Source organism: Enterobacter cloacae complex sp. 372C4 (genome assembly GCF_050030615.1).
Classification (GTDB): Bacteria; Pseudomonadota; Gammaproteobacteria; order Enterobacterales; family Enterobacteriaceae; genus Enterobacter; species Enterobacter intestinihominis.
Window position 1 is genome coordinate 2,377,413 of record NZ_JBLGUQ010000001.1, and the last position, 13,165, is coordinate 2,390,577.

Consider the following 13,165-nt stretch of genomic DNA (forward strand, 5'->3'; position numbering starts at 1 on the left):
AACCCGCCGCTGGCGGGTTTTCTTTTATTAGCATCCTGCGGCGATATAGTCGCCGCTGGCGCTGACGGGGATCACCGTCAGGAAGAGGATAGTTGCGAACAGTATCAGAACAACTCCTCCGGCTATTTTGACCATCGGCATTACCCAGTTCAGGGAAGTGCCGCCACTAAACCAGGCTACTGTGCGTTCACGCGCGTAACGTACTGCCAGCGACAGCCCCATAATCGACAGCGCCGTGCCCAGCGACATTGTCATCACAGCAGCAATTCCCCAGCTAATAATGCCGAGCGCATTCGAGAACATCAGGATCATAATTGCTCCGCTGCACGGGCGTGCGCCAATGGCCAGCACCACGCCCAGACGGGTTTTCCAGTCGCTTTTAGCCAGATCCACCCCTACGCCGTGATGGCCGCAGCCACAGTGTTCATTATGCTGATGATGCGGCTTGATGGCGCTAATCGCCATTTTGCGCGGACGCAGGCTGCTGAGCGCCTGATAAATGATAAACGCACCGAAGGCGGCAATCAGTAAGGCGCTGATTTTCTCGACGTACCAACGGCTGGTACTGATATCCCCTGCCGCGAGGTTCAATCCAATCGCCAGGATAAAGACAAAGAGGATCGCGCTGACGCCCTGCATCAGGCTACCGATAAACGGTACGACGCGCGCCGCGAGCTGGCTCTCTTTATTGGTGCTGAGATACGTGGCGACGATAAATTTGCCGTGTCCTGGTCCAACGGCATGGAGTACACCATAAAGAAACGCACCGGTTAACAACCACAGCCCACCGCTGTACTGATGATTATTAAGTTGCAGTAAATACATCACCAGATAACGGTGCAGGGTGATCTGAGCGGCGAGGCACCACTGAATAAAAGCATTCCAGTGCGTATGCAGTGCGAAACCTGCCATAAGTAACACCAGCACGGCGAGCCCGGCGGTTGGGATACGCCAGTCACGTTGAAGTCGTTGTGTCGTCATCAGGTTGGTCTGCGAGAGGAATATTTGCCGCTAGTATAGTGTTCAATTAGCGGGATCGCACCGGGATCGTCAATGGATTGTGGATAACTCTGTGCGTAAAAGGGTATAAGGCGGGGTTTTGCTGGGGAATACAGCAGTCAGTCATTTTTTTGCAACTTTTCTGTTGCGGTCGCTCGGGAACTCCCTATAATGCGCCTCCATCGACACGGCGGATGTGAATCACTTCACAGACAACCCGGTCGGTTGAAGAGAAAAAACCCTGAAATAACGGGTTGACTCTGAAAGAGGAAAGCGTAATATACGCCACCTCGCGACAGAGCGCTGAAGCGCGTCGCAACTGCTCTTTAACAATTTATCAGACAATCTGTGTGGGCACTCAAAGTGACATGGATTCTTAACGTCCTCGGACGAAAAATGAATACCAAGTCTCTGAGTGAACATACGTAATTCATTACGAAGTTTAATTCACGAGCATCAAACTTAAATTGAAGAGTTTGATCATGGCTCAGATTGAACGCTGGCGGCAGGCCTAACACATGCAAGTCGAACGGTAACAGGAAGCAGCTTGCTGCTTCGCTGACGAGTGGCGGACGGGTGAGTAATGTCTGGGAAACTGCCTGATGGAGGGGGATAACTACTGGAAACGGTAGCTAATACCGCATAACGTCGCAAGACCAAAGAGGGGGACCTTCGGGCCTCTTGCCATCGGATGTGCCCAGATGGGATTAGCTAGTAGGTGGGGTAACGGCTCACCTAGGCGACGATCCCTAGCTGGTCTGAGAGGATGACCAGCCACACTGGAACTGAGACACGGTCCAGACTCCTACGGGAGGCAGCAGTGGGGAATATTGCACAATGGGCGCAAGCCTGATGCAGCCATGCCGCGTGTATGAAGAAGGCCTTCGGGTTGTAAAGTACTTTCAGCGGGGAGGAAGGCGACAGGGTTAATAACCCTGTCGATTGACGTTACCCGCAGAAGAAGCACCGGCTAACTCCGTGCCAGCAGCCGCGGTAATACGGAGGGTGCAAGCGTTAATCGGAATTACTGGGCGTAAAGCGCACGCAGGCGGTCTGTCAAGTCGGATGTGAAATCCCCGGGCTCAACCTGGGAACTGCATTCGAAACTGGCAGGCTAGAGTCTTGTAGAGGGGGGTAGAATTCCAGGTGTAGCGGTGAAATGCGTAGAGATCTGGAGGAATACCGGTGGCGAAGGCGGCCCCCTGGACAAAGACTGACGCTCAGGTGCGAAAGCGTGGGGAGCAAACAGGATTAGATACCCTGGTAGTCCACGCCGTAAACGATGTCGACTTGGAGGTTGTGCCCTTGAGGCGTGGCTTCCGGAGCTAACGCGTTAAGTCGACCGCCTGGGGAGTACGGCCGCAAGGTTAAAACTCAAATGAATTGACGGGGGCCCGCACAAGCGGTGGAGCATGTGGTTTAATTCGATGCAACGCGAAGAACCTTACCTACTCTTGACATCCAGAGAACTTAGCAGAGATGCTTTGGTGCCTTCGGGAACTCTGAGACAGGTGCTGCATGGCTGTCGTCAGCTCGTGTTGTGAAATGTTGGGTTAAGTCCCGCAACGAGCGCAACCCTTATCCTTTGTTGCCAGCGGTTAGGCCGGGAACTCAAAGGAGACTGCCAGTGATAAACTGGAGGAAGGTGGGGATGACGTCAAGTCATCATGGCCCTTACGAGTAGGGCTACACACGTGCTACAATGGCGCATACAAAGAGAAGCGACCTCGCGAGAGCAAGCGGACCTCATAAAGTGCGTCGTAGTCCGGATTGGAGTCTGCAACTCGACTCCATGAAGTCGGAATCGCTAGTAATCGTGGATCAGAATGCCACGGTGAATACGTTCCCGGGCCTTGTACACACCGCCCGTCACACCATGGGAGTGGGTTGCAAAAGAAGTAGGTAGCTTAACCTTCGGGAGGGCGCTTACCACTTTGTGATTCATGACTGGGGTGAAGTCGTAACAAGGTAACCGTAGGGGAACCTGCGGTTGGATCACCTCCTTACCTTAAAGAACCTGCCTTTGTAGTGTCCACACAGATTGTCTGATGAAAAGTAAATAGCAAGGCGTCTTGCGATTGAGACTGTACGTCCCCTTCGTCTAGAGGCCCAGGACACCGCCCTTTCACGGCGGTAACAGGGGTTCGAATCCCCTAGGGGACGCCACTTGCTGGTTCGTGAGTGAAAGTCACCTGCCGTCATATCTCAAAACTGACTTGCGAGTCATGTTTGAGATATTTGCTCTTTAAAAATCTGGATCAAGCTGAAAATTGAAACGACACACAGCTCATGTGTGTTCGAGTCTCTCAAATTTTCGCAAGTCGATGGTGAATCGAAAGAAACATCTTCGGGTTGTGAGGTTAAGCGACTAAGCGTACACGGTGGATGCCCTGGCAGTCAGAGGCGATGAAGGACGTGCTAATCTGCGAAAAGCGCCGGCGAGGTGATATGAACCTTTGACCCGGCGATGTCCGAATGGGGAAACCCAGTGCAATCCGTTGCACTATCGTTAACTGAATACATAGGTTAACGAGGCGAACCGGGGGAACTGAAACATCTAAGTACCCCGAGGAAAAGAAATCAACCGAGATTCCCCCAGTAGCGGCGAGCGAACGGGGAGCAGCCCGGAGTCTGAATCAGCTTGTGTGTTAGTGGAACGGTCTGGAAAGTCCGACGGTACAGGGTGATAGTCCCGTACACGAAAGCACACTTGCTGTGAACTCGAAGAGTAGGGCGGGACACGTGGTATCCTGTCTGAATATGGGGGGACCATCCTCCAAGGCTAAATACTCCTGACTGACCGATAGTGAACCAGTACCGTGAGGGAAAGGCGAAAAGAACCCCGGCGAGGGGAGTGAAAAAGAACCTGAAACCGTGTACGTACAAGCAGTGGGAGCCTCTTTATGGGGTGACTGCGTACCTTTTGTATAATGGGTCAGCGACTTATATTCTGTAGCAAGGTTAACCGTATAGGGGAGCCGAAGGGAAACCGAGTCTTAACTGGGCGTTAAGTTGCAGGGTATAGACCCGAAACCCGGTGATCTAGCCATGGGCAGGTTGAAGGTTGGGTAACACTAACTGGAGGACCGAACCGACTAATGTTGAAAAATTAGCGGATGACCTGTGGCTGGGGGTGAAAGGCCAATCAAACCGGGAGATAGCTGGTTCTCCCCGAAAGCTATTTAGGTAGCGCCTCGTGAACTCATCTTCGGGGGTAGAGCACTGTTTCGGCTAGGGGGCCATCCCGGCTTACCAACCCGATGCAAACTACGAATACCGAAGAATGTTATCACGGGAGACACACGGCGGGTGCTAACGTCCGTCGTGAAGAGGGAAACAACCCAGACCGCCAGCTAAGGTCCCAAAGTCATGGTTAAGTGGGAAACGATGTGGGAAGGCACAGACAGCCAGGATGTTGGCTTAGAAGCAGCCATCATTTAAAGAAAGCGTAATAGCTCACTGGTCGAGTCGGCCTGCGCGGAAGATGTAACGGGGCTAAACCATGCACCGAAGCTGCGGCAGCGACACTATGTGTTGTTGGGTAGGGGAGCGTTCTGTAAGCCGTTGAAGGTGTCCTGTGAGGGGTGCTGGAGGTATCAGAAGTGCGAATGCTGACATAAGTAACGATAAAGCGGGTGAAAAGCCCGCTCGCCGGAAGACCAAGGGTTCCTGTCCAACGTTAATCGGGGCAGGGTGAGTCGACCCCTAAGGCGAGGCCGAAAGGCGTAGTCGATGGGAAACAGGTTAATATTCCTGTACTTGGTGTTACTGCGAAGGGGGGACGGAGAAGGCTATGTCAGCCGGGCGACGGTTGTCCCGGTTTAAGCATGTAGGCGGAGGTTCCAGGTAAATCCGGTACCTTGTTAACGCTGAGGTGTGATGACGAGGCACTACGGTGCTGAAGTGATAAATGCCCTGCTTCCAGGAAAAGCCTCTAAGCATCAGGTAACACGAAATCGTACCCCAAACCGACACAGGTGGTCAGGTAGAGAATACCAAGGCGCTTGAGAGAACTCGGGTGAAGGAACTAGGCAAAATGGTGCCGTAACTTCGGGAGAAGGCACGCTGATATGTAGGTGAAGTCCCTGCGGACGGAGCTGAAATCAGTCGAAGATACCAGCTGGCTGCAACTGTTTATTAAAAACACAGCACTGTGCAAACACGAAAGTGGACGTATACGGTGTGACGCCTGCCCGGTGCCGGAAGGTTAATTGATGGGGTTAGCGGCAACGCGAAGCTCTTGATCGAAGCCCCGGTAAACGGCGGCCGTAACTATAACGGTCCTAAGGTAGCGAAATTCCTTGTCGGGTAAGTTCCGACCTGCACGAATGGCGTAATGATGGCCAGGCTGTCTCCACCCGAGACTCAGTGAAATTGAACTCGCTGTGAAGATGCAGTGTACCCGCGGCAAGACGGAAAGACCCCGTGAACCTTTACTATAGCTTGACACTGAACACTGGTCCTTGATGTGTAGGATAGGTGGGAGGCTTTGAAGCGTGGACGCCAGTCTGCGTGGAGCCAACCTTGAAATACCACCCTTTAATGGCTGGTGTTCTAACGTAGACCCGTAATCCGGGTTGCGGACAGTGTCTGGTGGGTAGTTTGACTGGGGCGGTCTCCTCCCAAAGAGTAACGGAGGAGCACGAAGGTTGGCTAATCCTGGTCGGACATCAGGAGGTTAGTGCAATGGCATAAGCCAGCTTGACTGCGAGCGTGACGGCGCGAGCAGGTGCGAAAGCAGGTCATAGTGATCCGGTGGTTCTGAATGGAAGGGCCATCGCTCAACGGATAAAAGGTACTCCGGGGATAACAGGCTGATACCGCCCAAGAGTTCATATCGACGGCGGTGTTTGGCACCTCGATGTCGGCTCATCACATCCTGGGGCTGAAGTAGGTCCCAAGGGTATGGCTGTTCGCCATTTAAAGTGGTACGCGAGCTGGGTTTAGAACGTCGTGAGACAGTTCGGTCCCTATCTGCCGTGGGCGCTGGAGAATTGAGGGGGGCTGCTCCTAGTACGAGAGGACCGGAGTGGACGCATCACTGGTGTTCGGGTTGTCATGCCAATGGCACTGCCCGGTAGCTAAATGCGGAAGAGATAAGTGCTGAAAGCATCTAAGCACGAAACTTGCCCCGAGATGAGTTCTCCCTGAGACTTTAAGTCTCCTGAAGGAACGTTGAAGACTACGACGTTGATAGGTCGGGTGTGTAAGCGCAGCGATGCGTTGAGCTAACCGATACTAATGAACCGTGAGGCTTAACCTTACAACGCCGAAGCTGTTTCGGCGAAGAGACAGACACGATTTTCAGCCTGATACAGATTAACAGAATTTGCCTGGCGGCTTTAGCGCGGTGGTCCCACCTGACCCCATGCCGAACTCAGAAGTGAAACGCCGTAGCGCCGATGGTAGTGTGGGGTCTCCCCATGTGAGAGTAGGGAACTGCCAGGCATCAATCAGAAAGAACCCCGTACCGGAAGGTGCGGGGTTTTTTGCTTTGTGCGCGGAAAAACATGCCGGATGGCGGCTTCGCCTTATCTGGCCTGCGGGTTTTGTAGGCCCGGTAAGCGCAGCGCCCCCGGGCAATGCTGGCTGCGCGACCTCATCGGGAAGAGATACAGGAATAAATTTAAGGTAAGGTTTTAATAAGCGCAGAAAAGCAAAAACCCAGCCATAGGCTGGGTTCTTTAAATAGTGGTGCCCGGACTCGGAATCGAACCAAGGACACGGGGATTTTCAATCCCTTCAAAAAAGACCAAATGCTCTATCAGCACTAACAGTTTTTTACTGGTTTGCCTTGAGAAAATGTTTAAGTTTGCTGCAATATGATGTAAGCAATGCTTAAATACGGTGTTTCGAAACTACCATAATCCTACCATCAAATTGCCTTGGTTTAAGATGGCCCATCTTCGTATCCCAGTTCTAACAACTATATTGCATTAGGTGAGAGTACTTCATAATGAGCAAGCTAAAGCAATTAGCTCTTCAGAGATATCTGGGCTGATTCTGGTTGTTATGAGCTGCAACATCTGACGTCCTCAGGTTAAGGTTTACTAAGATAAGTTTGTTTTCTTCGAAAGCTCTTGATGTTTCATGACATGGGCTAGATCGTGAACATATTGAAAGTTCGAGATAGTCACGGTAAACCTCACTTAAAGCAATTACAGTAACTAAGGTTACTACTACGTGGAGCAATTTTGATATAGTTGGAGAGAATAAAGAAGAGTTCTGTTGTTCCAGGCTCTTGGTCTCGTTGAAGCACAAAAGGATAGGGTGTGAACAAAATAAAAGCTGACTCAGATTTTCTTGTTAGTCATAAAATTAAAACATTGATTGGTATGACTTTGTTCGTACTTAAGGCAAGCCCTAATGTTCCGTTTACCGCCAGGCAGTTGGCAATCAAAGTTTGCGAAAGCTTTCCTGAATACGCAGAAAAGAAACTTGCTTCATCAGAACATCTTTCGAGTGTTGAAGACCTAATCTCCCAGGTAGCGGCAGAGATAGGCGCCCAAAGACCTTCGCTGGTTAAGAGAAATGCTCATATTAATGTGACGGCAGGAAAACCTAGAAAGTATCTTTGGTCAGATGATGAGGCAAAGGGCATACAATTAAATAAAGATATCTTTGTCACGGATGATGCTGACGTTTCTGATCCCCATGGCGAATTTTATTCTGAGCATGAATTATATCCTCTTCTAAGCGAGTATGCTTCGAGTTCATTAAACGTGCTTGTTCGTCGTGTAGATGAAAAGAAATCCAAAAAGGGAGCCTTCAAGAGTAATAAGTGGGTACATCCAGATGTTATAGGGGTCCAGGATATTGGTCATAATTGGTCGTCCTTGACTAAGGATGCGGTTTCAATTCTTGGTGGTAAACGTGCTTTTCTTTGGTCTTTTGAAGTAAAAAAATCTTTAGTTATTTCGAACGTTAGAGAGGCATACTTTCAGACCGTTTCTAACTCATCATGGTCTCACTATGGTTATCTTGTAGCTGCAAGCATTGAGAATAACTGTATTGATGAGTTAACTGTTCTGAATGCGGCACATGGTATTGGCGTTATCCTCCTCGATGTACATAATCCGTCTGAAAGTCAGATTCTTCTTCAAGCAAAAGAAAAAATAAGTTTAGATTGGCAAACTATTAATCGTCTTATTGAATTGAATCCAGACTTTAAAGAATATATTGATTTGATAAACCAATTCTCGTTAAATAAAAAACTTAAAATAAATGAATGGGGTATTGAATATGAATAGGTTTTTTCTCTTAATCAATTGTAAACGTTAACTAATAAAGGTCTTAGGAGATAGTTATGGCTTATGATTTGACTAATACTCTGGTCATTGGTATTAGCTCAACAGCACTTTTCAATATGCAGGAATCAGATAATCTTTTTAAGGAATTCTGTTCCAGCAATCCAGAAAAAGCAATTGAGCAATACAGAGACTACATGCTTTTGCATGAGAATGATGAGTTGCTTCCTGGAACTGGATTTCCCTTGGTAGAGGCTTTGCTGGGGCTAAATAAGTATAAAAAAGAAGCTGATAAATCTCCTCTTGTTGAAGTAGTGGTTATGTCAAGAAATAGTCCTGATACAGGACTTATGATACTGAACAATATAAGAAAAAAAGGAGTAGATATAACAAGGTCAGTATTCACAGGTGGTGAAACGGTGGTTGACTATCTCGAGGCTTTCAATGTGGATCTCTTTCTTACAACCAGTATTGATGATGCACAGCGCGTTATCGACTCTAATGCCTGTGCAGTTGCTATTTTAAAGGAACCGCCAAAAGAATCTATAAAATATCCGCAAGATCAGGTAAGAATTGCCTTTGATGGTGATGCTGTCTTATTCGATGAGTCGAGTGAGATTGTCTATAAAACGAAAGGAATTAACAGTTTCCATGCACAAGAAAATGCCAAGCAAAATGAACCTTTGGCGGAAGGTCCTTATGCAATGCTGCTAAAAAAAATAGCGAGATTACAAGACCGATTACCTGCAAGAGTTGATTATTCACCGATAAGAATTGCTCTTGTTACAGCAAGAAATAGCCCATCCGAGCTACGAGTTATAAAAACATTAAGAGCTTGGGGGATAAATGTTGATGAGGCATTCTTTCTAGGTGGGGTCGAGAAAACAAAAATACTTAAAGCTTTCAATCCTCATATATTTTTTGATGATCAAGATGTCCACCTTGAGCCAGCATCAGTATATGTCCCTTCAGGCCGAGTACCTTATGCTTCTCGCTCACCATTATATCAGCAAATATTGTCAATCAAGCCAGCTTAATTTATGTCAATGTCATTGCCCCGATGAGTCGGGGCGGAACTATCATCATGGTCACGAATTTTTCTCAGATGACAGTTATCTGCCGAAGATAGTCTTGCAATAAAATCTATCGTTTAAATAAACTATGGGCTTCGGTATTTTTTTTGATGTAAAAATAAAAAGACAATATCATAAATGTTAAACCTCAAAATAGCCTAGCAGCAAACGCCAAAACAACAATACTGACATTACCATTAACTGTCGCGATGGTTCTGAGTCGGTCGTCTTTAAGTGTTTTACCATCAAATGTTGCGATGGTGCGGAGTCGATCGTCTTTCAGGGTCTTCCCATCAAATGTTGCGATGGTGCGGAGTCGGTCGTCTTTCAGGCTTTTACCGTCAAAGGTAGCGATGGTGCGGAGTCGGTCGTCTTTTAGGGCTTTACCATCAAACGTCGCGATGGTCCTCAGTCGATCATCTTTCAAGGTCTTGCCATCAAAGGTCGCGATAGTCCTGAGTCGATCGTCTTTTATAGTTACGCTCATAAGTATTCTCCTGTGATACATCCATTCAGTACTTTACCATCCAAAATCAAGCACTGGTTTCTTTAAGTTCTGGATGCTAATCCTTTGAATGTGCGGTAAAAATTCATCCAGTTAGCATTAACATTAACCAGCGCTTCATCGATCATAACAGGTCTGATGCAGGTTAAAAGATACAATCTTACCTATAAATTGCGGTAGCGCATTGCTCTGTTATCTGGCATCTAGAGGTGCCCTCCAACCCCTTTAAATTTTTCGATAAAGGCACCAATTTTCTGGAATACGTTCTGCTTTTTCGTTTTGTACTGAGGATTCAGCGGACTGAGCTTTGGTAGCGTCTCATTTAGCTCAGTGCCATTTTCGGTAGCATACTCCCGTTTGAGTGATGTGCGGATGTAGCGCCTTGCAGCTTCTTCATTGAGGTTTTCTTCCTTAATCAACGCTTCCGCTTCCCTCTGCTGTTCACGCTGAGCATAGGTAAAGAATGCATCAATGATACTGGCTTTGTCGGGCATGTCATCAAGGTTAGTTTGCTGAATAAAGTCAACAATCAGACCTTCTTTGGCACGGTTGCCCAGACTTGAGCGGATTAAGCGTCTGACCTCTTCAGTCAGGGCTTCTTTACCTTTTTTCTCTCTGTTGTGGTCGAAAATCAGGCCAAGAATGTAGTCCAGGTTAATTTCCTGCGACTTGAGCAGGTCAATTTCAAACACCACGTCATCCCAGTCTGTGGTTGATTTATCCCTGTCGTTTGCTGCTTTTTCGCGTCGCTGCCAGTCCCGGATATCATTGTATGCTGAGCGATAGTCCTGAACTTTACGTTCTGCCGGGAGACGAATGGTTTGTAATTCAGCAAATTTTTCATCATCCACATAGTGCTCTGCTTTAAAGGTTTCTACCGCTTCCGGGTCACTAATATCAACCTTCTGCAGGGCTTTCAGCGTGGCAAATTCATCATAGTTTTGCAGGATGTTTTCTGCCCGCAGATATTCACCAAACAGTTTGACGAAGGCTTTTTTCTCTTTTTCACTGTCGATACTGGCAGGGTCAGGGAAGCGCTGCTCCAGCTCCGAAACAACAGCCATAAAACCTCGTTTAGCCTCACCGGTTGCCGCATCGGTAAAGCCCTGCATGTACTCTTCGTAGCTTTTTTCCAGCACCACATTCTTGGTGTTTTTGTCGCCAAAAAGTGTGATGGCATCAATGGTCGGACGCTCCAGGTCCCTGAAAGTCACGATATTGCCGAAGGTTTTGGTTGCATCATAGATACGGTTGGTGCGTGAGAATGCCTGCATCAGACCGTGATAACGCAGGTTTTTGTCAACGAACAGAGTATTGAGCGTCGGGGCATCAAAGCCGGTTAAGAACATTCCCACCACGATGAGAAGGTCGATATCCTGATTTTTCACTCGTTGAGCTAAATCGCGGTAGTAGTTCTGGAAGCCGTTACTGTCGGTACTGAAATTGGTTTTAAAGTGGTTGTTATAGTCATCAATGGCTGAATCCAGGAATTCCTTCGCACTACTGTTCATCGCGCTGGTATCAAAGCTTTCGTCAGTAATATCACCAATGGCGCTTTGCTCTTCATTTGCAGCAAAGGAGAAGATGGTTGCAACCCGAAGGCGTTTATAGCTGCCAGATTTCTTCTCTGCTTCTTCCTGTAGCATTTTAAACGTCGTGTAATAAGCTTTCGCCGCGTCCACGCTGCTAACTGCTAACATGGCGTTAAAGCCCTTAGCTCCCGGGAAGGTTCGGTGCGTTTTCTGCCGGAAGTTATTGAGAATGTATTGCGTTATTTCCTGGATACGCAGGGGGTGCAAAAATGCCTGTTGGTTTTCAGCCGCGCTGAGTTTTTTCTCGTCTGTTTCCGTTTCAAGAGACTTAAACTGTGGGCGGACATCGTTATAGTCCACCTTAAACTTCAGCACTTTTTCATCACGAATCGCATCAGTAATTACGTAAGAATGTAATTCACGCCCGAAGACGCTTGCGGTGGTTTCTGCCCCCAGTGCATTTTCCGGGAAAATAGGCGTACCGGTAAAACCAAACTGATAAAAGCGTCTGAATTTCTTTTTGAGGTTTTTCTGGGCCTCACCAAACTGGCTGCGGTGACACTCATCAAAGATAAACACCACCTGCTGTTGGTAGACGGGCAGGTCAGCTTCAGATTTCATCAGGTTATTGAGTTTCTGAATGGTTGTGACGATGATTTTGTTATCGTCTTTATCCAGGTTTCTTCTGAGGCCTGCTGTATTATCCGAACCATTGACACTGTCCGGAGAGAAGCGCTGATACTCCTTCATGGTCTGGTAATCGAGGTCTTTCCTGTCGACCACGAAGAAGACTTTATCGATAAAGTCCAGCTCAGTAGCCAGTCGTGCGGCCTTAAAGCTGGTCAGGGTTTTTCCTGATCCTGTGGTATGCCAGATAAATCCACCGCTTTCGGGTTTTGACCAGTTCTTGGCTTTAAATGAGCTGTTAATTTTCCAGAGGATTCGCTCAGTGGCAGCAATCTGATAGGGGCGCATGACGAGCAGCGTCTGGCTGCTGTCAAACACGCTGTAATTAAACAGAACATTCAGCAGGGTATGCTTCTGGAAGAAAGTGGCGGTAAAGTCCTTCAGGTCCTTTATCAGGGTGTTATCCGATTTCGCCCAGTTCATGGTGAAATCAAAGCTGTTTTTATCCCGCTTAGTGGTACTGGCAAAGTACCGGGTATCAGTCCCGTTGGAAATTACGAAGAGTTGCAGGTATTTAAACAGGGAGTTATCGCTGTTAAAGCTTTCCTTGCTGTAACGGTGTATCTGGTTAAAGGCTTCACGAATCGCCACGCCGCGCTTTTTGAGTTCGATTTGCACCAGTGGCAGGCCGTTGACCAGAATGGTGACGTCATAACGGTTAGCGTGTGAACCTGTCTGCTCAAACTGCTGAATGACCTGCACCTTATTGCGCAGCAGGTTCTTTTTATCTATCAGATAGATGTTTTCCAGACGACCATCATCAAAAGTAAAATCACAGATATAGTCGATATGGATTTTACGGGTTTTGTCCAGGCTGCTGTCACTGGGGCTGTCCAGATACTGCTCTGCGAAACGCCGCCATTCACTTTCATTGAACACAACACCATTGAGAGCCTGCAACTGCGTCCGGATGTTAGCCAGCATTGCGGTCTGTGATTTAACGGAAATAAATTCATAGCCCTGATTGCGCAGATCCTGAATCAGTTCGCGTTCTAAATCTGATTCGCTCTGGTAGCTGTCACCGGCTTCCCAGGCTTTCGTGTACTTGTCGAGAACGATGAAGTTATTGGATTCAGCGATGGTGTGTGTCTGTTGTGTCATGGTGCATCCTGTGCGTCATCT

5 protein-coding genes, 1 tRNA gene and 3 rRNA genes are annotated in these 13,165 nt (G+C 48.0%); 6 read left to right on the top strand and 3 right to left on the bottom strand.

The window, feature by feature from the left end; genetic code table 11:
- Positions 1–27 precede the first annotated feature (27 nt).
- On the bottom strand, positions 28–981 hold the full coding sequence (locus ACQG11_RS11420; protein WP_320680351.1) for a nickel/cobalt transporter: 954 nt from the start codon (positions 979–981) through the stop codon (positions 28–30).
- A gap of 482 nt (positions 982–1,463) precedes the next feature.
- Between ACQG11_RS11420 and ACQG11_RS11425 the strand changes: the two genes are divergently transcribed.
- From ACQG11_RS11425 to ACQG11_RS11450, 6 genes are all read left to right on the top strand, one after another.
- Positions 1,464–3,005: ribosomal RNA gene (locus ACQG11_RS11425) — 16S ribosomal RNA — on the top strand.
- Positions 3,006–3,089: 84 nt separating this feature from the next.
- Positions 3,090–3,165, top strand: a tRNA-Glu gene (locus tag ACQG11_RS11430).
- 192 nt (positions 3,166–3,357) lie between these two features.
- Positions 3,358–6,262: ribosomal RNA gene (locus ACQG11_RS11435) — 23S ribosomal RNA — on the top strand.
- A 69-nt stretch (positions 6,263–6,331) separates the two neighbouring features.
- A 5S ribosomal RNA gene (gene rrf, locus ACQG11_RS11440) occupies positions 6,332–6,447 on the top strand.
- Together the 16S, 23S and 5S rRNA genes with 1 tRNA gene alongside form the textbook arrangement of a ribosomal RNA operon.
- 824 nt (positions 6,448–7,271) lie before the next feature.
- Positions 7,272–8,249, top strand: a complete 978-nt coding sequence (locus tag ACQG11_RS11445; RefSeq protein WP_023892861.1) for a hypothetical protein — start codon at positions 7,272–7,274, stop codon at positions 8,247–8,249.
- Positions 8,250–8,305: 56 nt separating this feature from the next.
- A complete protein-coding gene (locus ACQG11_RS11450) occupies positions 8,306–9,283 on the top strand; it encodes a 5'-nucleotidase (protein ID WP_021544648.1) in 978 nt (325 codons plus the stop codon).
- Positions 9,284–9,467: 184 nt separating this feature from the next.
- On the opposite strand, the gene ACQG11_RS11455 is transcribed toward ACQG11_RS11450, so the two are convergent.
- Together ACQG11_RS11455 and ACQG11_RS11460 are read right to left on the bottom strand one after the other, a co-directional pair.
- Positions 9,468–9,806, bottom strand: coding sequence for a 5-fold beta-flower protein (locus tag ACQG11_RS11455; protein WP_046092746.1), 339 nt, complete (start codon positions 9,804–9,806; stop codon positions 9,468–9,470).
- Between the two features lie 221 nt (positions 9,807–10,027).
- A complete protein-coding gene (locus ACQG11_RS11460; RefSeq protein ID WP_155025139.1) occupies positions 10,028–13,144 on the bottom strand; it encodes an HsdR family type I site-specific deoxyribonuclease in 3,117 nt (1,038 codons plus the stop codon).
- Positions 13,145–13,165 lie beyond the last annotated feature (21 nt).

What these genes read in the sequence shown, in the direction of transcription:
- ACQG11_RS11460 (WP_155025139.1), bottom strand. Translation starts at nt 13,144, where the DNA reads ATGACACAACAGACACACACCATCGCTGAATCCAATAACTTCATCGTT.
- ACQG11_RS11450 (WP_021544648.1), top strand. Translation starts at nt 8,306, where the DNA reads ATGGCTTATGATTTGACTAATACTCTGGTCATTGGTATTAGCTCAACA.
- ACQG11_RS11455 (WP_046092746.1), bottom strand. Translation starts at nt 9,806, where the DNA reads ATGAGCGTAACTATAAAAGACGATCGACTCAGGACTATCGCGACCTTT.
- ACQG11_RS11420 (WP_320680351.1), bottom strand. Translation starts at nt 981, where the DNA reads ATGACGACACAACGACTTCAACGTGACTGGCGTATCCCAACCGCCGGG.